We start from the raw sequence: 20,026 nt of genomic DNA on the forward strand, positions 1-20,026 counted from the left end.
ACACACATGTCATCCATTGGAATTGTTTCGCCGCAAACCATGTATTTTGCGCAACCCTTGCAGCTGCAAAGCGGAGCATCGCTGCAAGACTATATGTTGATGTATGAAACCTACGGCACCCTGAACGCCGACAAATCGAACGCGGTGCTGGTCTGCCACGCCCTGAACGCCTCGCACCACGTGGCTGGCGTGTATGCGGACGAGCCGAAAAGCACGGGCTGGTGGGACAATATGGTGGGACCGGGCAAGCCGCTCGACACCAACAAATTCTTCGTCATCGGCGTCAACAACCTGGGTTCCTGCTTCGGTTCGACGGGCCCCATGCACACCAATCCCGCCACCGGCAAGCCGTACGGCGCCTCCTTCCCCGTCGTCACGGTGGAAGACTGGGTCAGCGCGCAGGCGCGCCTGGCCGATGAACTGGGCATCACACAGTTTGCCGCCGTGATGGGCGGCTCGCTGGGCGGCATGCAGGCGCTGGCGTGGAGCATCATGTTCCCCGAGCGCCTGCGCCACTGCGTGGTGATCGCCTCGACGGCCAAGCTGTCGGCGCAAAACATCGCTTTCAATGACGTGGCCCGCCAGGCCATCCTGTCCGACCCCGATTACCATGGCGGCGACTTCTATGCCCACGGCGTGGTGCCGAAGAACGGCTTGCGTGTGGCGCGCATGGTGGGTCATATCACCTATCTGTCGAATGACGACATGGCCGAAAAATTCGGCCGCAAGCTGCGCGATGCGGCGCAGACGGGCGATTACAAGTTCGGCTTCGGCATCGATTTCGAGATCGAATCGTATTTGCGCTACCAGGGCGACAAATTCTCCGAATACTTCGATGCCAACACGTATTTATTGATCACCAAGGCGCTCGATTATTTCGACCCGGCGCGCGCACACGGCGGCGACCTGGCCAAGGCCCTGTCGGGCACCAAGGCCAAGTTCTTCCTCGCCTCGTTTTCCACCGACTGGCGCTTCTCGCCCGAGCGCAGCCGGGAAATCGTCGAAGCGCTCGTCTGCAACCGCCGCCAGGTCACGTATGCGGAAATCGACGCGCCGCACGGCCACGACGCCTTCCTGCTGGAAGATGCGCGCTACATGAACATGGTGCGCGCCTACTATGGGCAGGTATGGAACGACATCGGGGCGGGCTTGCCCGCTCCTGCACAGCACACCGCCGTCCGCCAGGGCGCGAAGGAGACCGCATGACTTTTGACGAATTGAGCGCGCTGCGCCCCGACCTGGCCTTCATCGCCCACTGGGTGCAGGACAACGCGCATGTGCTGGACGTGGGCTGCGGCGACGGCGTGATGCTGCAGTACCTGCAAAGCGACAAGGAGTGCAGCGGTTACGGCATCGAGATCGCCGACGACAAGGTATTGGCCAGTACTTTGCGCGGCGTCAATGTGATCCAGCAGGACATGGAAAAGGGCCTGGCCGTCTTTGGCGACAACAGCTTCGATACGGTGCTGTGCCTGTCGTCCCTGCAGATGATGAAACAGGTCGAGCCGCTGCTGCGCGACATCGTGCGCGTGGGCGCCGAAGCCATCGTCTCGTTCCCCAACTTCGCCTACTGGCCGCACCGCGTGGCATTGCTGAAAGGGCGCATGCCCGTGTCGAAATCGCTGCCCTACCAGTGGTATGACACGCCCAACGTGCGCTGCGCAACCATCAACGACTTCCGCGAACTGGCCGAGGAATGCGGCCTGGAAGTGATCGAATGCGTGGCCCTGGCCGAAGGTAAGATGGTTTCCGTGCTGCCGAACCTGCGCGGCGACCTGGCCGTCTTCCGCCTGCGTAAAAAAGCGGTGCATTGATGAGCACAAGCCCGGCGCCAGGCTGGCGTTCCTATGCCAATGGCCGCATGCTGGCCGTGCTGGTGCTGGGCTTCAGTTCCGGCCTGCCCCTGTTCATCCTGCTGTATCTGCTGCAGGCATGGCTGGCCAAGTCGGGATTGAACGTCAAGGCGCTGGGGCTGTTCGCCCTGGTGCAGTTCCCGTATATCTGGAAATTCCTGTGGGCGCCCCTGATGGACCGCTACCGCATCCTGGGCCTGGGACGCCGGCGCGGCTGGATGGCCCTGACGCAGGTGGCGCTGTTCTTTTCCATCGGCGGCATGGGCATGCTCGATCCGCTCACGCAGATCGGCCTGATCGCGGCCGCTGCCGGCGGCGTGGCCTTTCTGTCTGCCAGCCAGGATATCGTCATCGACGCCTACCGGCGCGAAATCCTCAGCGATAACGAGCAGGGCCTGGGCGCCGCCGTCATCGTCAACGCGTACAAGGTGGCGGGCATGGTGCCGGGCGCGCTGTCGCTGATCCTGGCCGACCGCATGCCGTGGCAGCCCGTGTTCTGGATCACGGCCGCCTTCATGATGCCTGGCCTCGTGTGCACCCTGCTGATCAGGGAGCCGACCGTGTATGGCTCGCCGCCGAAGACCATGCGCGAAGCGATCATCTTGCCATTCCAGGAATTCATCGCGCGCGATGGTTGGCGTAACGCAATGTGGATTCTCGCTTTCGTATTACTCTATAAAATCGGCGACAGCATGGCCACGGCGCTGGCGACGAAGTTTTACCTGGACCTGGGTTTTTCCATGACGCAGATCGGCCTGGCCGCCAATACCACGGGATTCTGGGCCAGCCTGGCCGGCGGCGTGGTGGGCGGCGTGTGGATGCTCAAGCTGGGCATCAACCGGGGCCTGTGGGTGTTTGGCGCGCTGCAGGCGATCGCGATTCTGGGATTCGCCTGGCTGGCGCAGGTGGGGCCGAACACCATGCTATTGAGCGCCGTGATCGGTTTTGAAGCTTTCGCCAGCCTGGGCCTGGGCGCGGCCGCCTTTGTCGCGTTCCTGTCGCGCACCACGGACCCGCGCTACACGGCCACGCAATATGCGCTGTTTTCCAGCCTGAGCGCCGTGCCGCGCACCCTGATCAATGCCTCGGTGGGCTTCCTGGTCGCCGAGCTGGGCTGGTTCTCGTTTTTCATCGTGTGCTTCTTCCTGGCCTTCCCGGCCATGATGATGCTGCCTAAAATCGCTCCATGGAGGTCTGCCAATGGCACCAATATCCCTTAAACGTTACACCGTCCTGGCCAGCCTGTGCGCGGTCACGGCGCTGGCGCCCCTGTCCGTCTACGCCCAGCAGGCGACGGTACAGGATGGCATCAAGGTGCGTCCCTTGTCGACGTCGCGCATCTTTGCCGGCGGCACCGATTTCAATGCGGAATCGAAGCAGCAATATACGCAGCTGGTCAACGAAGCGAAGGAAAAAAATGCGCTGGTGCCGGACAGCGATCCGCAAGTGAAACGCCTGCGCGCCATCGCCCAGCGCATCATTCCGTTCGCCACGCGCTGGAACGATGCGGCGGCCAACTGGAACTGGCAGATCAACCTGCTCAACTCGGACGAGGTCAACGCCTTTTGCATGCCGGGCGGGCAAATCGCTTTTTACAGCGGGATCATCACCAAACTGAACCTGACCGACGATGAAGTGGCCGTCGTCATGGGCCATGAAATTTCGCACGCCTTGCGCGAACACTCGCAAGCGCAGGCTGGCAAGGGCAACCTGGCCGCCGTCGGCTCGAAGCTGGTGGGCGCCGGCCTGTCAGCCTGGCTCGGCGTCGACCCGAATCTGACCAGCACCGCCACGAACATGGCGGCCAAGGGCGTGATGCTGAAGTTTTCGCGCGACGATGAGCGCGAAGCGGACCTGATCGGCATGGACCTGGCCGCGCGCGCCGGTTTCGATCCGCGCGCCGGTGTGGTGCTGTGGCAGAAGATGGCTGCCGTGAGCGCGGGCGCGCCGCCGGAATTCCTCTCGACTCACCCGTCGGGCAAGGACCGCATCTCGCAGATGAACAGCCACATGGCGCAAGTGCTGCCCCTGTACGCGCGCAGCAAGGGCGTCAGCGTGGACGCCTTGCCGCCGTACCGCAGCAACGCCATCGCGCAGCGCTAGGATGTCTGTACGCAGTCCCGGCAACAAGCCGGCAGCGGCGCCGTTGCCCATGCGCGACGGCGTGGCGCCCAGCTACCTGTGGCTGCCGGAAGGGCAGTGGCCCGACATGCTGGCGTTTCTGCTCGAGCGCTATCCGCAGATCAGCGCCGCGCAATGGCGGGACCGCATGGCGCGCGGCGAAGTGGTCAACGGCGACGGTGCGGTGCTGGGCCCTGGCAGCGCCTACAAGCGCGGCATGCGCATTTTTTACTACCGCGAGCTGGAGCGGGAAACGCCTATCCCCTTCCAGGAAGAGATCCTGTTCCAGGATGAACACCTGGTGGTGGTCGACAAGCCGCACTTCCTGCCCATGACGCCGGCCGGACGCTTCGTGCAGGAGACCCTGCTGACGCGCCTGAAGAAAACCCTGGACTGCGCCGACCTGACGCCGATCCACCGTCTCGACCGCGAGACGGCTGGCGTGGTGATTTTTTCGCGCCAGGTGGCCAGTCGCGGCGCCTATCAATCGCTGTTCCAGCGCCGCGAAGTGCGCAAGACGTACGAGGCGCTGGCGCCACGCCTCGATGGCCGCGATTTTCCATTTACCTACCGCAGCCGCATGGTCGAGGGCGAGCAGTTTTTCCTCATGCGCGAGGAGGCGGGCGAGCCGAACTCGGAAACCGTCATCGACGTGATCGAGGAGCGCGGCGATGTGAGCCTGTACCGGCTGCAGCCGCACACGGGGCGCAAGCATCAGCTGCGCGTGCACCTTGCCTCGCTGGGCATCCCCATCGTCAATGACGCGTTTTATCCGGTGGCCCTGCCGTGCAAGGAAGACGATATGTCGCAGCCCTTGCAGTTGCTGGCGCGTGCGATCGATTTCACGGACCCGTTGAGCGGCGCGCCGCGCCATTTTGAAAGCCGGCGCAGCCTGTAGCGGCGCTTACGCCTTGAGCGTGTAGTCGATGATCAGCGGCGCGTGGTCGGAGAAGCGCTCGTCCTTGTAGACGCTGACCGTATGCGCCTGGGCCGCGATGCCGGGCGTGGCGACGTGGTAGTCGATGCGCCAGCCCACGTTCTTCGCGTAGGCTTGTCCGCGGTTGCTCCACCACGTGTACTGGTCTTCGCGCTTGTCCAGGCCGCGGTGTACGTCGACAAAGCCCACTTCGTCGAAGACGCGCGTCAGCCAGGCGCGCTCTTCCGGCAGGAAGCCGGAATTTTTCTTGTTGCCCTTCCAGTTCTTCAGGTCGATTTCGTGGTGGGCGATGTTCCAGTCGCCGCAGATGACGACTTCGCGTCCCAGCGCCTTCAATTCCAGCAGGTGCGGCAGGAACAGTTCCATGAAGCGGAACTTGGCTTCCTGGCGCTCCGGGCCGGACGAACCGGACGGGCAGTACACGGAAATGACGGAAAGGTTGCCAAAATCACAGCGCACGTAGCGGCCTTCGGCGTCGAATTCAGGGCTGCCGAAGCCGATATGCACGGCGTCTGGTTCGACCTTGCTGTACACGCCCGTGCCCGAATAGCCTTTTTTCTCGGCATAGTGGAAATGGCCATGATAGCCGTGCGGGTTGAGGAATTCCGGCGTCATGTCGGGCAGTTGCGCCTTCAATTCCTGCACGCAGATGAAATCGGCCGTTTGCGTGCCCATCCAGTTGAAAAAGCCTTTTTTGGCGGCGGAACGGATGCCGTTCAGGTTGGCGGAGATAATTTTTGGCATAGGTCTAGAGTGAAAGGGCGCTGGACGGGGCCGGCGGGCGCGGCATGGCGATTGTCTCGCCGGTGCGCGCGGATTAAAATACAGGCACTTTTAAAAAATGAGGCTAATGTGAATAATTTACGCCAGCAGTTTATCGCGTTTTCAGTATCCAAGGGAGTCTTGCGGTTTGGCGAGTTCACCACCAAGGCCGGACGCCAGTCGCCGTACTTCTTCAATGCGGGCCTGTTCCATGACGGCGCCACCTTGGCCGAGCTGGCGCAGTTCTACGCGCAGACCCTGCTCGATTCGGGCGTGGAATTCGACATGCTGTTCGGTCCCGCCTACAAGGGCATCACCCTGGCCTCGGCCACCGCCGTGGCGCTGGCTGGCAAGGGCCGCAACACTTCGTTCGCCTTCAACCGCAAGGAAGCCAAGGACCATGGCGAAGGCGGCACCATCGTCGGCGCCAAATTGCATGGCAAAGTCGTCATCATTGACGATGTGATCTCGGCCGGCACCTCGGTGCGCGAATCGGTGGACATGATCCGCGCCGCCGGCGCCGAGCCATGCGCCGTGCTGATCGCCCTGGACCGCATGGAGCGTTCGGGCCCCGATGGCCAGCTGTCGCCAAGTTCGGCGGTGCAGGAAGTGTCGAAACAGTACGGCATTCCAGTCATCTCGATCGGCAACCTGGACGACTTGTTCGGCTACCTGAATGGCGCGGGCGCCGATCCGGAACTGCTGAAACATAAAGAGGCTGTTTCGGCATACCGCACCAAGTATGGGATTTAAGTAGTCTTCTCCAGTAGCGCCCGCAGCCGCGGGTCGCTGCAGGCGGCGCTGGCCTGCGGATGGCATTGCAATAGCCGCCGCAGCAGCGCGCCGCCGATGCCGCGCCGGCGGAACGGCGGTTTCACGAACAGCATGTTCACCGTCACCTCATTCGCGCACTTGCTGATGTCGAGCATGGCCACCTGCTGGCCGTCGATCCATGCGCACAGCGCGCTGTCTCCTTGCCAGTCTATCTGCATCACGCCAGCCATGGTTTGAGCGCCGCATGCAAACCCAGGGCGAACAGGCCGATAAAAAAGCATCGCTTGAATACTGGTTGCGCGATGCGCCCGCGCAGCCATTGACCGGCCAGCATGCCGGCCAGCGCCGGCAGCAGCGCATACGCCGACGCGCCGGCCGCACCGAGACTGAAGTCGCCGTGCAAAGCCAGGCTGGCCGCCAGCGCCACGGTCGACGCCGTAAACGCCAGACCCAGCGCCTGCACCAGCGCATCGCGCGCCAATCCCAATCCCTGCAGATACGGCACGGCGGGGATGACGAAGACACCCGTGGCGGCCGTCACCAGTCCCGTCACCGCGCCTGCCACGGGCCCCAGCCACGCTTCGTGCCGCGCCGGCACGCGCAGCTGCAGTGAGAACAGGCCCGCCAGCGCATACAGCATCAGCGCCACGCCCAGCGCGACGATGGCCCAGACCCCGCTGTCGGCCGGCAGCAAGGCGCCGCCCGCCAGCGTGCCCGCCATGACGGCGGTCAGCATGGGCCACAAGCGCCGCAGCAGCGCCCGCAGGCCGGGGCCGGCCGCCAGTTGCCAGACATTCGTCACCATCGAGGGCACGATCAGCAGGGCTGCCGCCTGCACGGGCGGCATGATGAGGCTGAGCGTGCCCATGGCCACCGTCGGCAGCCCCAGGCCGACTACGCCCTTGACGAAGCCAGCGACGAGGAAGCTGGCGCCAACGGCCAGCAGAAATGACGTCTCCATCTTTTTTATCCCACAGTGATTTTGCGTGGATTCTGCGCGCGCTTGCGGATTTCGCCAAGGTGGATTATTTTGAGTCAGCCTTAGTAAAAGACGAAGGCTGATAAGATGGCGAAAAGGAGAGCCGCCATGCGCTTTGATCTGGTCGATTTGCAGCTGTTTGTCAACGTGGTGGAGGCGGGTAGCCTGACGGCGGGCGCCGCGCGCAGTCACCTGGCGCTGGCCTCAAGCAGTGCGCGCGTGCGCGGCATGGAAGAGATGCTGGGCATGCCCTTGCTGCTGCGCAGGCGGCGCGGCGTGGAGCCGACCCCCGTGGGCCAGACCTTGCTGCATCACGCGCGCCTCGTTTTACTGCAAATGGAGAAAATGCGCGGCGAGCTCGGTGAGTTTGCGCGCGGCTTGAAAGGGCAGTTGCGGCTGCTGTGCAATACGGCGGCGCTCAGCGAATTTTTGCCCGAGGCGCTCGGCGCTTTTCTCGACCGCCATCCGAACCTGACCATCGACCTGGAAGAACGCCTCAGTTACGATATCGTCAAGGCCGTTTCGGAAGGGCTGGCCGACATGGGCATCGTGTCCGACTCGGTCGACATGCGCGGCTTGCAGACGTTTTTGTTTCGCCCCGACCGCCTGGTGGTCATCGCGGCGGCCGATGGCGTGCACCACCGCGCGCTGGGCCAGGATGGTGTCGTCGCGTTTTCCACGCTGCTGGATCACGATTTCATCGGCCTGGCCGACGACAGCGCGATGCAGCAGTACCTGGGCATGCATGCGGCGCGCCTGGGGCGTCCATTGAAGGTGCGCGTGCGCCTGCGCAGCTTCGATGCCGTGTGCCGCATGGTGGCCAGCGGCGTGGGCATCAGCGTGGTGCCGCTGGCGGCTGCCAGCCGCTGCCAGCAGACGATGGCGCTACGCTGCCTGGAATTATCCGATCCCTGGTCGGTACGCAATCTGACGATTTGCGTGCGCCAGTTCAGTGAATTACCCCTGTATGCGCGCCAGTTGATCGATCACCTGAAGGCGTGACAGGGCATGACAGGAGCAGCGATGCGTTTTTCAGAAGACAAGATGGCCAGCCTGCGGTGCAGCGACCAGGTCGAGCGGCCCATCCACATCTGGCAGCCGCCAGGGCCACAACAGCCACGTGCCGTGATCCTGGCGATCCACGGCGGCATGGCGCATGCGGGCGACTACGTTACACCGGCGCTGACCTTCCGCCAGCACGGCATCGCCACCGTCAGCTTCGACATGGTGGGCCACGATGGCCAGCGCAAGGTCGATATCCCATCGTTCGAGGCTTTCCTCGACGACGAAGAGCTGTTCCTCGCCTGGGTCAAGCAGGCGTATCCAGGCGTGCCGGTTTTCGTCATGGGCCACTCCATGGGCGGTTTGATCGCCACGCATCTGGGGCTGCGGCGCTTTGCGGGCGACCCGGCCATCAAGGGTTTTGTCATCTCATCGCCGTATTACGTGAATGCGATTCCCGTGCCAAAGGTGCTGCAAATGCTGTCGGGCTGGCTGGCGCAGCGCTTCCCCACGATGAAGGTACCGCTGGGGAATCTGACCATGCTGCTCACGCACGACCAGACCATCACCGCGCGCCATTTCCAGGATGAGCGCGACGGCATCCGCGCCAGTGCCGCCTCGGTACGTTTCGCCCATGCCTTGACGTCGGCGCAAAAGGAATTGGCGAGCGGCTTGTCGGGCTGGCGTTTCCCCCTGTTCGCCGTGGTGGCCGGTGACGACAAGCTGGCCGACAGCCGCGCCACGGAAAGCATGCTGCGCAGCGTGCCCGATGGCTTGCTCGACTATCACTACTATCCGGCCAATTACCACGAGAATTTCAATGAGCTGAACCGCGAGGTGATCTTCGCCGCCATCCTGGCGTGGATGGAAAAACAACTGGCACCCGCGCCGCGTGAGGCGCAGGTATCGTTATAATCAGGTCAATGGATTTTACCGCCGCATGCCGGCCCGGTCCCCGCGGCGCAGGGGAATACTGAAGGAACGAACGATGCGCTTGCTGATTGCCCTGATATTCCCGTGGCTGACCTTTTTCACGATCGGCCGTCCGATCGCCGGCATCATTTGCCTGATCCTGCAAATCACCTTGATCGGCTGGCTGCCAGCGACGATCTGGGCCGTATATGCGCTGAGCCAGTTCAAGACGGACCAGAAGATCGCCGAGGCCATGCGCCGGCGTTGATGGTTTCCTAAGTCCTGCCTAAGCTGCGCTTCCTATCTTGATTCAACCGACACGAGGAGAGTGAGATGGCATCAAACAGACGCGGTACCCTGGGCTTGGCGGCGGCAATGCTGGCCGCCGGGCTGTTGCTGGGAAGTGCGGCGCAGGCGCAAACGGATAACGCACTGCCGCCCGTGCAGAAGAGCGGGGCGGTGGAGTACCTGAGCGGCGGCATCGGCCTCGACGAGTCGACGGCCATCAAGAGCGCCAGCCGGCATTGGCCCCTGAGCCTGGTGTTTTCCGTGCAGGCGGCAGGCAAGGCGGAATTTGCCTCCGACGTGAAGCTGCAGATCAGCGATGCCAAGGGGCTGTCGGTGCTGGAAACGACGGCCAGCGGACCGTTCCTGCTGGCGAAACTGCCGCCGGGCAGCTACCGCTTGCGCGCCACCCTGGCCGGCAAGACCTTGGAACGCAAGGTGCAGGTCAAGGCGGGCAGCTCGGCGCGCGTGGAGCTGGTCTGGCCGGCGGGAACGAACCAGGGCCGGCCTTGATGTCGGGCGACGGCAAGGCGGCGCCCGAGCGGGGCGTGCCGGCGCGCGGTTTGTCTGCCCATATCCTGCCCACGTCGGCGACGATGGTTGGCGTATGCATGACGGTGCTGTCGATCGGGCACCTGGCGCCGCGCGGCGAGGTGCGCGTGGCCATCGACAAGCTGCTGGCCGTCGATGCCATCGTCTTTCTCGTCAGCGCCGTGCTTTCGTTCATGTCGCTGCGCCCCGGCCAGTCGCGCTTGCGCTACGAATGGTGGGGCGAACTGCTGTTCATTTGCGGCCTGGCCCTGCTGGCGCTGGGGGCCGTGGTGCTGGCCTTCGTCATCAACTGACCTTGAGTACGCGCCCTTCGGTGGCGCTTTGCAGCGCCAGTTCGATCAGGCGTATCGTCGTCGCCGCATCTTCGGCTGCCACGGGCGCCGGTGCGCCGTGGCGGATGGCGTCGGCCATGCCCTGGTAAAAGTCCTGGTAGCGGCCCGCTTGCATCTCGAGGTGTTCGGCATGGCCGTCCGGCTGCGTGCCCAGGTGCAGGGCGCCGCGCACGGGATCCACGCCCCAGCCGGGTTGGCCCGGCCTGCCGCCTGCCTTCAGGGCGTCTTCCTGCGGGTCGAGGCCAAACTTCACGAAACTGCCTTTGTCGCCATGCACGGCGAAGCGCGCCGTCGGCGCCTTCACCAGGCAACCCGCTTGCAGCACCACGCGCAGCCGGTCGTAGTACAGCACAAGGTGCATATAATCTGCAGCCTGTGCGCCGTCGCGCTGCAGGGCGATATCGGCGTACAGCTTTTCCGGCTGGCCGAACAGCTGCATGGCCTGGTCCAGCATGTGCGGACCCAGGTCGTACAGCAGGCCGCCGCCCGGCGCGCCGGACTCGCGCCAGCGCTGGCGGATCTCGGGACGGAAACGGTCGAAATGCGATTCGACGCTGGCGATGCGCCCCAGGGCACCCTGCGCCAGCAGCGTTTTGAGGGTCAGGAAGTCGCCATCCCAGCGCCGGTTGTGATACACGCTGAGCACCAGCTTGCGTTCCTTCGCCACGGCGATCAGGGTTTGCGCCTCGGCGCTGGAAATCGTGAATGGCTTGTCGACCACCACGTGCTTGCCCGCCTGCAGGGCCGCCAGCGCCAGGCTGAAATGCGCTTCGTTGGGGGCGGCAATGACGACCAGCTCGATGGCCGCATCGGCAAACAGCTGCGCAGGTTCCGCATACACGGTGGCCTGCGGCCAATCCTGGTGCACGAGGTCCGGCTTGCTGGAGGCGACGGCCGTCAATTCCAGGGCGTCGATGGTGGATAGCACGGGCGCGTGGAAGGTGGAGCCGGCAAAGCCGTAGCCGACCAGGCCGGTTTTGATCTTGTTCATGGCATGTTCACAGGTGCGTGGAAGAATCCATGATCATACTGCAAGCGGGCGGCGCATAAAAAAAGGACGCCGCAGCGTCCTTTTGCATGCCTCTCGCGAAGATTACCCCGCCAGCTTGGCCTTCAGCAGTTCCGTCAGCTGCGCCGGGTTGGCCTTGCCCTTGGACGCTTTCATGGCCTGGCCGATCAGCGCGTTGATGGCCGCTTCCTTGCCGGCGCGGTACTGCTCCACCGACTTGGCGTTCGCCGCCAGCACTTCATCGACGATGGCTTCCAGGGCGCCCGAGTCCGAGATCTGCTTCAGGCCCTTGGCGTCGATGATGGTGTCGACCAGATTTTCGTCGTCTGACTTCGCTTCCCACATGCCGGCAAAGACTTCCTTTGCCGCCTTGTTCGAGATCGTGCCGTCGGCGATGCGCTTGAGCATGGCGGCCAGCTGCGCGGCGGAGACGGGGGCGTCGTCCAGGTCCACGCCTTCGCGGTTCAGGGTCGACGACACGTCGCCCATCAGCCAGTTGGCGGCGGCCTTGGCGTTTTCCTTGCCAGCCTTGTCCACCACGGCGACGAAATAGGTGGCCATGGCTTTCGACTGCGTCAGCACCAGCGCGTCGTATTCCGGCAGCGCGTATTCGCTGATGAGGCGGGCGCGCATGGCGGCCGGCAGTTCCGGCATCGAGGCCTTGACCGTATCGATCCACGCTTGCGAGATGACCAGCGGCGGCAGGTCAGGGTCCGGGAAGTAGCGGTAATCCTGCGCGTCTTCCTTGCTGCGCATCTCGCGCGTTTCCTTGCGGTCCGGATCGTACAGACGCGTCGCCTGCACGACCTTGCCGCCTTCTTCGATCAGTTCGATCTGGCGGCGCACTTCCACGTGCACGGCTTCCTCGATGAAGCGGAAGGAGTTCAGGTTCTTGATTTCGCAGCGCGTGCCGAATTCCTTCTGGCCGACGGGGCGCACGGAAACGTTGACGTCGCAGCGGAACGAGCCTTCCTGCATGTTGCCGTCGCAAACGCCCAGCCACATGACCAGCGAGTGCAGGGCCTTGGCGTAGGCCACGGCTTCGGCGGCGCTGCGGATTTCCGGTTCCGAGACGATTTCCAGCAACGGCGTGCCGGCGCGGTTCAAGTCGATGCCGCTCATGCCCGCGTAGTCTTCGTGCAGCGATTTGCCCGCGTCTTCTTCCAGGTGGGCGCGCGTCAGGTTGACCGTCTTGGTGACGAATTCGCCATCCTTTTCATAGCCGAAGGTCAGGGCGCCACCGATGACGACGGGGTCTTCGAATTGGCTGATCTGGTAACCCTTGGGCGAATCGGGATAAAAATAGTTTTTGCGCGCGAAGACCGAGTGCGGCGCGACGGTGGCGCCGACGGCCAGGCCGAAGCGGATCGCGCGGTCGACGGCCTGCTTGTTCATCACGGGCAGCACGCCTGGCAGGGCCAGGTCGACGGGGCTCGCTTGCGTGTTGGCGTCGGCGCCGTACTTGATCGGCGAACCGCTGAAAATTTTGGATTCGGTCGTGAGCTGCACGTGGTTCTCAAGACCGATGACGACTTCCCATTGCATAGTGTTCTCGCTTATTTTTTGGTGGCGCCGCCTGGGCTGCGCGAATTATTTCTTAAATGCCTGCCGGGCTGCGCGTATGCCAGTCCGTCACTTGCTGGAACTGGTGGGCGATATTGAGCAGCCTGGCTTCGCCAAAGTAATTGCCGATGATTTGCAGGCCGACGGGGCGCTTGGCGTTCTTTTCGCCCTCGCCGAAACCGCACGGGATCGACATGCCGGGCAGGCCGGCCAGGCTGGTCGACAGGGTGTAGATGTCGGCCAGGTAGTTCGCCACCGGGTCGTCCGTCTTGTCGCCCAGGTCCCAGGCGACGGTCGGCGCGACGGGGCCCATGATGACGTCGCAGACGGCGTTCGGGCCATTGAGCACGGCGTCGAAATCCTGCGCGATCAGGCGGCGGATCTTTTGCGCCTTCAGGTAGTAGGCGTCGTAGTAGCCGTGGCACAGCACATAGGTGCCGACCATGATGCGGCGTTGTACTTCGGGCCCGAAGCCCTGCGCGCGCGACTTCTTGTACATGTCCTGCAAGTCCTTGTACTCGGTAGCGCGGTGGCCGTAGCGCACGCCGTCGTAGCGCGACAGGTTCGACGACGCTTCGGCCGGCGCGATCATGTAATAGGCGGGAATTGACAGGGCGGTGTTAGGCAGCGAGATGTCGACCAGGGTGGCGCCCAGCTTTTCATACTGCGCCAGCGCGCCGCGCACGGCCGCTTCCACGTCCTTGGCCAGGCCTTCGCCGAAGTACTCGCGCGGCACGCCGATGCGCAAGCCCGTCAGCGGCTGGCCCAGTTCACGCGAAAAATCTTCCGCCACGCCGCCCTGTTCCGGCGACAGGCTGGTCGAGTCGCGTTCGTCGAAGCCGGCCATGGCGCTTAAGAGCAGGGCGCAGTCTTCGGCCGAGCGGGCCATCGGGCCGCCCTGGTCCAGCGACGAGGCAAAGGCGATCATGCCGAAGCGCGAGACGCGGCCATACGTCGGCTTGATGCCGGTGATGCCGCAAAACGCGGCTGGCTGGCGGATCGAGCCGCCCGTGTCGGTGCCGGTGGCGGCCGGCGTCAGGCCAGCCGCCACCGCGGCGGCCGAGCCGCCGGACGAGCCGCCTGGTACGGCCGTCTTGTCCCACGGGTTTTGCACGGCGCCGAAGGCCGAGTTCTCATTGCCGGAGCCCATGGCGAATTCATCGCAATTGACCTTGCCCAGGGTGACCATGCCGGCGGCCTGGAATTTCTCCACCACGGTGGCGTCAAACGGGCTTGCGTAGTCGGCCAGCATTTTCGAGCCGGCCGTCGTGCGCCAGCCTTTCGTGACGAACAAATCCTTGTGCGCGATCGGCACGCCCGTCAAGGGCGTGGCCGTGCCCGCGGCGATGCGCGCGTCGGCCTCGGCAGCTTGCGCCAGGGTCAGGGCACGGTCGACGTGCAGGAAGGCGTTCGAGGTGTCCGCTTCGATGCGGTCGAGGAAATGCGTCGCCAGTGCAACGGCGGAAATTTCCTTGTTCTGCAAAAGCGTGGACAGCTGTTTGATGGATTTTGTATGCATGGCGTTTCTATTTTGATATTCGGCAAAAAGGCGGGAACAGCGCTACGGCGTGTTTACTCGATGACCTTGGGCACGAGATACAGGCCATCCTGTACCTTCGGCGCCACGGCCTGGTAGGCATCGCGGCGGTTCTGTTCCGTGGCGATATCGTCGCGCAGGCGCAGGGCGATATTGTCCATGTGGGCGGCCAGCGGGTGGCTCAGGGGCGCCACGCCATCGGTATTGACGGCTTGCATTTGTTCCGCGAGTGCAAAAATCTTGTTCAATTGGGCCAAAGACGTGACGGCCTGGTCGTCGGCCATTTCAAGTTGGGCCAGGTGGGCGATGCGTTTTACGTCGGAGAGTGTCAGGGACATGGCGAATGGCGCGGAGTGCCGCGCATTAGTATTAAGTTGGCGTTTTGATAAAACGCGGGTATTTACTGCTATTTTGCTCACAAAAATCGAGGAATGCCGCGTAACTCGCGGCTGCAAGAGTCGCACTTTTCCATGGTTTTTGAGCAAATCGCATTCAAATTATAAGGTAGAATGGCGGGTTAATGCGTTGCCGGCGCTGATGGACTGCTGCCGCAGCATAGAAAAGATTGCGCAAGCGCCAAGCGAAACCCGGAAAAATCGCCTTTTGGATTTTCAGGGTGCCTGAAAGCGCCCGCTTTGAAACTCCCCATAAACAGCTTTTGCGCAGCTCGATGCGCTACAGGACACTCATGTTTGGTTTTTTACGCAGGTATATCTCCACCGATCTGGCCATTGACTTGGGCACGGCCAACACCCTTATTTATGTACGCGGCCTCGGTATCGTCCTGGACGAGCCATCCGTCGTCGCCATCCGCCAGGAAGGCGGTCCGAATGGCAAGAAGACCATTCAGGCAGTCGGCAAGGAAGCCAAGCAGATGCTGGGCAAGGTGCCGGGCAATATCGAAGCGATTCGTCCGATGAAAGATGGCGTGATCGCCGACTTCACCGTCACCGAGCAGATGCTCAAGCAATTCATCCGCATGGTGCACGACTCGAAATTCTTCCGTCCATCGCCGCGCATCATCATTTGCGTGCCGTGCGGTTCGACCCAGGTCGAACGCCGCGCCATCCGCGAATCGGCCCTGGGTGCCGGCGCCTCGCAGGTGTACCTGATCGAAGAACCGATGGCAGCGGCCATCGGCGCGGGCTTGCCCGTGTCCGAAGCAACGGGCTCGATGGTGGTCGACATCGGCGGCGGCACCACCGAAGTGGGCATCATTTCGCTGGGCGGCATGGTCTACAAGGGTTCCGTGCGCGTCGGCGGCGACAAGTTCGATGAAGCCATCGTCAACTACATCCGCCGCAACTACGGCATGCTGATCGGCGAACAGACGGCTGAAGCCATCAAGAAGGCCATCGGTTCGGCCTTCCCTGGCTCGGAAGTGAAGGAAATGGAAGTCAAGGGCCGCAACCTGTCCGAAGGCATCCCGCGCTCGTTCACCATCTCCAGCAACGAGATCCTCGAAGCGCTGACCGACCCGCTGAACAACATCGTCTCGGCCGTGAAGAACGCGCTGGAACAGACGCCGCCGGAACTGGGCGCCGACATCGCCGAAAAAGGCATGATGCTGACGGGCGGCGGCGCACTGCTGCGCGACCTGGACCGCCTGCTGATGGAGGAAACCGGCCTGCCGGTGCTGGTGGCCGAGGACCCGCTCACCTGCGTGGTGCGCGGTTCCGGGATGGCACTGGAACGTATGGACAAGCTCGGCTCGATCTTCTCCTACGAATAATCTGACAGAAGGGCCGGAAACCATTTTCCGGCCTTTTTTTGGTTTTGGCGCCGGCGTCTGACCGGGGCCTGCACGTTGGCGCACTGCGCCTGGCCTGATTATTGGAAGTCATGGAATACAGTCCTCCGCCACTTTTCAAACAAGGCGCCTCCGCCCGCGTCAAGATGATGGTGTTCGCCGGCATTTCAATCGCCTTGCTGCTGGTCGATTCGCGCATGCACGCGCTGACGGCCGTGCGCCAGGCCGTCGGCACCGTGCTGTATCCGGTGCAGATGGCGGCCCTGGTGCCGCGCGACGTGGCGCTTGGCGTCGGCAATTACTTTTCTTCGCTGTCCGCCCTGGAAAAACAGGTGCGCGACCTGAAACACGAGCAAATCGCCTCGGCGCAGATCCTGCAGCAGGCGCAGCTCAATATCGTTGAAAACAACCACTTGCGCAAATTGATGGAAGCGCGCGAGCGCGTTCCCGTCAAGACCATGATGGCCGAAGTCCTGTATGACACGCGCGATTCGGCCACGCGCAAGATCGTGCTCGATCGCGGTATCCAGCATGGCGTGGAACTGGGCCGCCCCGTGATCGACAACCTCGGCGTGGTGGGGCAAGTCACGCGCGTGTTCCCGTTTACCTCCGAAGTGACCCTGCTGACCGATGAAGAGCAAGCCATTCCCGTGCAGCTGTTGCGCAACGGCGTGCGCAGCGTGGCCATCGGCCGCGGCAAGTCCGGCACCATGGAACTGCGCTTCACGGCCCCCAGCGCCGACATCCAGATCGGCGACATCGTCATTACTTCGGGCCTCGACGGCCTGTACCCGGCCGGCCTGGCCGTGGCGCGCGTGACGCTGGTCGAGCGCAATGCGCATGGCCCGTTCGGCCGCGTCGTGTGCCAGCCGCTGGCCGGTATCGAACGCAACACCCAGCTGCTCATCTTGATGACGTCGCCGGACATTCCAGCGCGTCCGCCCGCCGAAGAAGTCAAGACGGGCCGCAAGATCGCCGGCAAGATGGCGCCGATCAAGGACCCTGCCAAGGAGCCTGCGGCTGCCGCTGCGACACCACCTGCCGCCCATACGGCTGCAGTGCCGGCCGCAAAACCGCCTGCGAGCCCCGTGCCGAAACCGGCGGCGCCTGCAGTACCTGTACCAACACCTGCCGCCGTGCCACCGAAGGAAGCGACACGATGAACCGCCCGCATTACATCCTGCTGCCGGTCAGCCCCCTGTTCATCGGTTTTTCCCTGCTGTGCGCTTTTTTGCTGAACCTGCTGCCGTGGGGGCAGTTCGTCGGCGTGCCCGATTTCGTCGCCCTGGTGCTGGTCTTCTGGGGCATCCACCAGCCGCGCAAGGTCGGCATCGGCGTGGCGTTCTTCATGGGTCTGATGATGGACGTGCACGATTCGACCCTGCTGGGCGAGAATGCGCTGGCCTACACCTTGCTGTCGTATTTCGCCATCATGATGCACCGCCGCGTGCTGTGGTTCCCCATCCTGACGCAGGCGCTGCACGTGCTGCCGCTGCTGATGCTGACGCAGGCGCTGCAATTGCTGACGCGGCTGATCGTCTCGGGCCGCTTCCCCGGCTGGCTCAATTTCATCGAGAGCTTCGTCGCCGTGGCCCTGTGGCCCCTCGTCACGTGGATCCTGCTGGCACCGCAGCGCCGCGCCGTGGACCGTGACCACAACCGGCCGATCTGACGAGCGCCTGCCATGACTGAACTCAAGAACACCGAGCGCGAACTGCATTTTTTCCGCATGCGCCTGACCATCCTGGGCGCGCTCGTCTTCGTCTGCTTTTCGCTGCTGCTGGCGCGGTTCATCTGGCTGCAGGTGATCAAGCACGAGGATTACGCCACCAAGGCCGAGGACAACCGCATCGCCGTGGTGCCCATCGTGCCCACGCGCGGCCTGATTCTCGACCGTAACGGCGTGGTATTGGCGCGCAATTACTCGGCCTATACGCTGGAAATCACGCCATCGAAATTGAGCGCCAGTCTCGATTCCGTGATCGACGAGCTGTCGACCCTGGTGCAGATCGACATCAAGGACCGCCGCCGCTTCAAGAAGCTGCTGGAAGAATCGAAGAACTTCGTCAGCGTGCCTCTGCGCACGCGCCTGACGGACGAGGAAGTGGCGCGCTTCACGGCGCAGCGTTTCCGCTTCCCAGGCGTCGAGGTGCAGGCGCGCCTGTTCCGCCAGTATCCGATGGGCGAAATCGCTTCGCACGTGGTGGGCTTCATCGGCCGCATCAACCGCAATGAAGCCAAGGCGCTGGAAGAGGGCGAGGACGCGGCCAACTACAACGGCACCGACCATATCGGCAAGGAAGGCCTGGAAAAAAGCTACGAGAAACAGCTGCATGGCACCACCGGCTACGAAGAGGTGGAAGTGTCGGCCGGCGGGCGCGCCATGCGCACCCTGTCGCGCACGGCGGCCACCCCGGGCAACAATTTGATCCTGTCGATCGACATCGAACTGCAAAAAGTGGTCGAGGAAGCGTTTGGCGAATGGCGCGGCGCGGCCGTGGCCATCGACCCGGCCACGGGCGACATCCTCGCCTACGTCTCCAAGCCAGGCTATGACCCCAACCTGTTCGTCGACGGCATCGACCAGCAAAGCTGGAATGAGCTCAATACCTCGCTGGACCGGCCGATGGTCAACCGCCCCCTGTCCGGCACCTACGCGCCCGGCTCGACCTTCAAGCCCTTCATGGCGCTGGCCGCGCTGGAATTGGGCAAGCGCACGCCGAGCCAGTCGATTTCCGATCCCGGTTTCTTCATCCTCGGCGGGCATACCTTCCGCGACGATAAGGTGGGCGGCCATGGCACGGTGGACATGCACAAGTCCATCGTCGTCTCGTGCAACACCTATTACTATCAGCTGGGCCGCGACATGGGCATCGACGCCATCCACGACTTCATGAAGCCGTTCGGTTTCGGCCAGTTGACGGGCATCGACCTGAATAACGAAAAGACGGGCGTGCTGCCGTCGACGGAATGGAAGCGCAACCGCTTCAAGACGCCGCAGCAGAAAAAATGGGTGGGCGGCGACACGATTTCGGTGAGTAACGGTTCCGGCTACAATTCCTATACGCCGCTGCAGATCGCCCACGCGACGGCCAACCTGGCCAATAACGGCGTGGTGATGAAGCCGCATCTGGTGAAGATCATCGAAGACGCCAGCACGCGCGCGCGCACCCTGACGGTGCCCAAGGAAAGCTACCGCATCGCGCTCAAGCAGGAAAACATCGACACCATCAAGCGCGCCATGGTGGGCGTGACCAGCGAACAGGGCGGCACGGCCGCGCGCATCTTCGCCGGCGTGCAGTACACGGTGGGCGGCAAGACGGGTACGGCGCAGGTGGTGGGCATCAAGAAAAACGAGAAGTACAACGCCAAGCTGCTGGCCGAACGCCTGCGCGACAACGCCTTGTTTACGGCCTTCGCGCCGGCCGACAAGCCGCGCATCGCGATTGCCATCGTGGTGGAAAACGCGGGCTTCGGCGCCGGCGTGGCCGCGCCAATCGCGCGCAAGGCACTCGACTACTACTTGCTGGGCAAGCGCCCGAGCGACAAGGAAAAGGACACCAACAAGGTGCCCAAGGAAGATGTCGACGAAGTGCGCACCCTGGAAGAAATCACTGACGAGCAGGCTGCCCCGGCGGCACCTGCCAGGCAATAAGGA

Annotated in this window: 22 protein-coding genes; 15 read left to right on the plus strand and 7 right to left on the minus strand. The window is 63.3% G+C overall.

Annotated elements, in window-relative coordinates; all coding sequences use genetic code 11:
- The first annotated feature begins 6 nt into the window (after positions 1 to 6).
- The 5 genes from O0881_RS25665 to O0881_RS25685 are packed head-to-tail and all read left to right on the plus strand — an operon-like array spanning position 7 to position 4,872.
- A complete protein-coding gene (locus O0881_RS25665; protein ID WP_099665556.1) occupies positions 7 to 1,206 on the plus strand; it encodes a homoserine O-acetyltransferase in 1,200 nt (399 codons plus the stop codon).
- Positions 1,203 to 1,814 (plus strand): methionine biosynthesis protein MetW, encoded by a 612-nt coding sequence (gene metW / locus O0881_RS25670; RefSeq protein WP_289913552.1) that lies wholly within the window; start codon positions 1,203 to 1,205, stop codon positions 1,812 to 1,814. Before O0881_RS25665 ends, metW begins: the two co-directional genes overlap by 4 nt.
- Positions 1,814 to 3,073, plus strand: coding sequence for an AmpG family muropeptide MFS transporter (locus O0881_RS25675; protein WP_289913553.1), 1,260 nt, complete (start codon positions 1,814 to 1,816; stop codon positions 3,071 to 3,073). The genes metW and O0881_RS25675 overlap by 1 nt, the downstream gene beginning before the upstream one ends.
- Entirely contained in the window at positions 3,054 to 3,956 is a 903-nt protein-coding gene (locus tag O0881_RS25680) for a M48 family metallopeptidase (RefSeq protein WP_077399370.1), read from the plus strand. Before O0881_RS25675 ends, O0881_RS25680 begins: the two co-directional genes overlap by 20 nt.
- Before the next feature lies 1 nt (position 3,957).
- Positions 3,958 to 4,872 carry a pseudouridine synthase gene (locus O0881_RS25685; RefSeq protein ID WP_289913554.1) on the plus strand — a complete coding sequence of 305 codons (915 nt, stop codon included), beginning with the start codon at positions 3,958 to 3,960 and terminating at the stop codon, positions 4,870 to 4,872.
- Between the two features lie 6 nt (positions 4,873 to 4,878).
- On the opposite strand, the gene O0881_RS25690 is transcribed toward O0881_RS25685, so the two are convergent.
- Positions 4,879 to 5,655 (minus strand): exodeoxyribonuclease III, encoded by a 777-nt coding sequence (locus tag O0881_RS25690; protein WP_077399376.1) that lies wholly within the window; start codon positions 5,653 to 5,655, stop codon positions 4,879 to 4,881.
- A gap of 108 nt (positions 5,656 to 5,763) precedes the next feature.
- Here O0881_RS25690 and pyrE point away from each other — a divergent pair, with 108 nt between their 5' ends.
- The gene (gene pyrE, locus O0881_RS25695) at positions 5,764 to 6,426 is read left to right on the plus strand and encodes an orotate phosphoribosyltransferase (protein WP_034784688.1); all 663 of its coding nucleotides are present in this window, start codon (positions 5,764 to 5,766) and stop codon (positions 6,424 to 6,426) included.
- Here pyrE and O0881_RS25700 read toward each other — a convergent pair.
- Positions 6,423 to 6,665 (minus strand): GNAT family N-acetyltransferase, encoded by a 243-nt coding sequence (locus O0881_RS25700; protein ID WP_289913555.1) that lies wholly within the window; start codon positions 6,663 to 6,665, stop codon positions 6,423 to 6,425. The two genes, pyrE and O0881_RS25700, sit on opposite strands and share 4 nt — an antisense overlap.
- Positions 6,665 to 7,408 (minus strand): sulfite exporter TauE/SafE family protein, encoded by a 744-nt coding sequence (locus tag O0881_RS25705; protein ID WP_289906753.1) that lies wholly within the window; start codon positions 7,406 to 7,408, stop codon positions 6,665 to 6,667. The genes O0881_RS25700 and O0881_RS25705 overlap by 1 nt, the downstream gene beginning before the upstream one ends.
- 126 nt (positions 7,409 to 7,534) lie before the next feature.
- Here O0881_RS25705 and O0881_RS25710 point away from each other — a divergent pair, with 126 nt between their 5' ends.
- From O0881_RS25710 to O0881_RS25730, 5 genes are all read left to right on the plus strand, one after another.
- Entirely contained in the window at positions 7,535 to 8,428 is an 894-nt protein-coding gene (locus O0881_RS25710; RefSeq protein WP_289913556.1) for a LysR substrate-binding domain-containing protein, read from the plus strand.
- A gap of 21 nt (positions 8,429 to 8,449) precedes the next feature.
- On the plus strand, positions 8,450 to 9,343 hold the full coding sequence (locus O0881_RS25715; protein ID WP_289913557.1) for an alpha/beta fold hydrolase: 894 nt from the start codon (positions 8,450 to 8,452) through the stop codon (positions 9,341 to 9,343).
- 73 nt (positions 9,344 to 9,416) lie between these two features.
- Positions 9,417 to 9,608: a YqaE/Pmp3 family membrane protein gene (locus O0881_RS25720; protein WP_077399393.1), complete on the plus strand. Its 192-nt coding sequence runs from the start codon at positions 9,417 to 9,419 to the stop codon at positions 9,606 to 9,608.
- 65 nt (positions 9,609 to 9,673) lie between these two features.
- A complete protein-coding gene (locus tag O0881_RS25725; RefSeq protein WP_289913558.1) occupies positions 9,674 to 10,138 on the plus strand; it encodes a carboxypeptidase regulatory-like domain-containing protein in 465 nt (154 codons plus the stop codon).
- On the plus strand, positions 10,138 to 10,470 hold the full coding sequence (locus O0881_RS25730) for a hypothetical protein (protein WP_289913682.1): 333 nt from the start codon (positions 10,138 to 10,140) through the stop codon (positions 10,468 to 10,470). The genes O0881_RS25725 and O0881_RS25730 overlap by 1 nt, the downstream gene beginning before the upstream one ends.
- On the opposite strand, the gene O0881_RS25735 is transcribed toward O0881_RS25730, so the two are convergent.
- The 4 genes from O0881_RS25735 to gatC all read right to left on the minus strand — a co-directional run bounded on the left by O0881_RS25735 (position 10,463) and on the right by gatC (position 14,956).
- The gene (locus tag O0881_RS25735; protein WP_289913559.1) at positions 10,463 to 11,500 is read right to left on the minus strand and encodes an oxidoreductase; all 1,038 of its coding nucleotides are present in this window, start codon (positions 11,498 to 11,500) and stop codon (positions 10,463 to 10,465) included. The two genes, O0881_RS25730 and O0881_RS25735, sit on opposite strands and share 8 nt — an antisense overlap.
- A gap of 102 nt (positions 11,501 to 11,602) precedes the next feature.
- Positions 11,603 to 13,078 carry an Asp-tRNA(Asn)/Glu-tRNA(Gln) amidotransferase subunit GatB gene (gatB, locus tag O0881_RS25740; RefSeq protein WP_289913684.1) on the minus strand — a complete coding sequence of 492 codons (1,476 nt, stop codon included), beginning with the start codon at positions 13,076 to 13,078 and terminating at the stop codon, positions 11,603 to 11,605.
- 37 nt (positions 13,079 to 13,115) lie between these two features.
- Positions 13,116 to 14,600 carry an Asp-tRNA(Asn)/Glu-tRNA(Gln) amidotransferase subunit GatA gene (gene gatA / locus O0881_RS25745; RefSeq protein WP_099665545.1) on the minus strand — a complete coding sequence of 495 codons (1,485 nt, stop codon included), beginning with the start codon at positions 14,598 to 14,600 and terminating at the stop codon, positions 13,116 to 13,118.
- 53 nt (positions 14,601 to 14,653) lie between these two features.
- Positions 14,654 to 14,956, minus strand: coding sequence for an Asp-tRNA(Asn)/Glu-tRNA(Gln) amidotransferase subunit GatC (gatC, locus tag O0881_RS25750; protein WP_077399414.1), 303 nt, complete (start codon positions 14,954 to 14,956; stop codon positions 14,654 to 14,656).
- 350 nt (positions 14,957 to 15,306) lie between these two features.
- Between gatC and O0881_RS25755 the strand changes: the two genes are divergently transcribed.
- The 4 genes from O0881_RS25755 (at position 15,307) to mrdA (ending at position 20,023) form a co-directional block, all read left to right on the plus strand.
- Positions 15,307 to 16,350 (plus strand): rod shape-determining protein, encoded by a 1,044-nt coding sequence (locus tag O0881_RS25755; RefSeq protein WP_010393186.1) that lies wholly within the window; start codon positions 15,307 to 15,309, stop codon positions 16,348 to 16,350.
- 110 nt (positions 16,351 to 16,460) lie between these two features.
- Positions 16,461 to 17,531 (plus strand): rod shape-determining protein MreC, encoded by a 1,071-nt coding sequence (gene mreC / locus O0881_RS25760; protein WP_289913560.1) that lies wholly within the window; start codon positions 16,461 to 16,463, stop codon positions 17,529 to 17,531.
- Positions 17,528 to 18,040 carry a rod shape-determining protein MreD gene (gene mreD / locus O0881_RS25765; protein WP_289913562.1) on the plus strand — a complete coding sequence of 171 codons (513 nt, stop codon included), beginning with the start codon at positions 17,528 to 17,530 and terminating at the stop codon, positions 18,038 to 18,040. The genes mreC and mreD overlap by 4 nt, the downstream gene beginning before the upstream one ends.
- A 12-nt stretch (positions 18,041 to 18,052) precedes the next feature.
- On the plus strand, positions 18,053 to 20,023 hold the full coding sequence (gene mrdA / locus O0881_RS25770; RefSeq protein WP_289913563.1) for a penicillin-binding protein 2: 1,971 nt from the start codon (positions 18,053 to 18,055) through the stop codon (positions 20,021 to 20,023).
- The last annotated feature ends 3 nt before the right edge of the window (positions 20,024 to 20,026 follow it).

This window comes from Janthinobacterium sp. SUN100 (assembly GCF_030397705.1).
Taxonomy (GTDB): domain Bacteria; phylum Pseudomonadota; class Gammaproteobacteria; order Burkholderiales; family Burkholderiaceae_D; genus Janthinobacterium; species Janthinobacterium kumbetense.

What these genes read in the sequence shown, in the direction of transcription:
- O0881_RS25665 (WP_099665556.1), top strand. Translation starts at nt 7, where the DNA reads ATGTCATCCATTGGAATTGTTTCGCCGCAAACCATGTATTTTGCGCAA.
- metW (WP_289913552.1), top strand. Translation starts at nt 1,203, where the DNA reads ATGACTTTTGACGAATTGAGCGCGCTGCGCCCCGACCTGGCCTTCATC.
- O0881_RS25675 (WP_289913553.1), top strand. Translation starts at nt 1,814, where the DNA reads ATGAGCACAAGCCCGGCGCCAGGCTGGCGTTCCTATGCCAATGGCCGC.
- O0881_RS25680 (WP_077399370.1), top strand. Translation starts at nt 3,054, where the DNA reads ATGGCACCAATATCCCTTAAACGTTACACCGTCCTGGCCAGCCTGTGC.
- O0881_RS25685 (WP_289913554.1), top strand. Translation starts at nt 3,958, where the DNA reads ATGTCTGTACGCAGTCCCGGCAACAAGCCGGCAGCGGCGCCGTTGCCC.
- O0881_RS25690 (WP_077399376.1), bottom strand. Translation starts at nt 5,655, where the DNA reads ATGCCAAAAATTATCTCCGCCAACCTGAACGGCATCCGTTCCGCCGCC.
- O0881_RS25700 (WP_289913555.1), bottom strand. Translation starts at nt 6,665, where the DNA reads ATGCAGATAGACTGGCAAGGAGACAGCGCGCTGTGCGCATGGATCGAC.
- O0881_RS25705 (WP_289906753.1), bottom strand. Translation starts at nt 7,408, where the DNA reads ATGGAGACGTCATTTCTGCTGGCCGTTGGCGCCAGCTTCCTCGTCGCT.
- O0881_RS25710 (WP_289913556.1), top strand. Translation starts at nt 7,535, where the DNA reads ATGCGCTTTGATCTGGTCGATTTGCAGCTGTTTGTCAACGTGGTGGAG.
- O0881_RS25715 (WP_289913557.1), top strand. Translation starts at nt 8,450, where the DNA reads ATGCGTTTTTCAGAAGACAAGATGGCCAGCCTGCGGTGCAGCGACCAG.
- O0881_RS25720 (WP_077399393.1), top strand. Translation starts at nt 9,417, where the DNA reads ATGCGCTTGCTGATTGCCCTGATATTCCCGTGGCTGACCTTTTTCACG.
- O0881_RS25725 (WP_289913558.1), top strand. Translation starts at nt 9,674, where the DNA reads ATGGCATCAAACAGACGCGGTACCCTGGGCTTGGCGGCGGCAATGCTG.
- O0881_RS25730 (WP_289913682.1), top strand. Translation starts at nt 10,138, where the DNA reads ATGTCGGGCGACGGCAAGGCGGCGCCCGAGCGGGGCGTGCCGGCGCGC.
- O0881_RS25735 (WP_289913559.1), bottom strand. Translation starts at nt 11,500, where the DNA reads ATGAACAAGATCAAAACCGGCCTGGTCGGCTACGGCTTTGCCGGCTCC.
- gatA (WP_099665545.1), bottom strand. Translation starts at nt 14,600, where the DNA reads ATGCATACAAAATCCATCAAACAGCTGTCCACGCTTTTGCAGAACAAG.
- gatC (WP_077399414.1), bottom strand. Translation starts at nt 14,956, where the DNA reads ATGTCCCTGACACTCTCCGACGTAAAACGCATCGCCCACCTGGCCCAA.
- O0881_RS25755 (WP_010393186.1), top strand. Translation starts at nt 15,307, where the DNA reads ATGTTTGGTTTTTTACGCAGGTATATCTCCACCGATCTGGCCATTGAC.
- mreC (WP_289913560.1), top strand. Translation starts at nt 16,461, where the DNA reads ATGGAATACAGTCCTCCGCCACTTTTCAAACAAGGCGCCTCCGCCCGC.
- mreD (WP_289913562.1), top strand. Translation starts at nt 17,528, where the DNA reads ATGAACCGCCCGCATTACATCCTGCTGCCGGTCAGCCCCCTGTTCATC.
- mrdA (WP_289913563.1), top strand. Translation starts at nt 18,053, where the DNA reads ATGACTGAACTCAAGAACACCGAGCGCGAACTGCATTTTTTCCGCATG.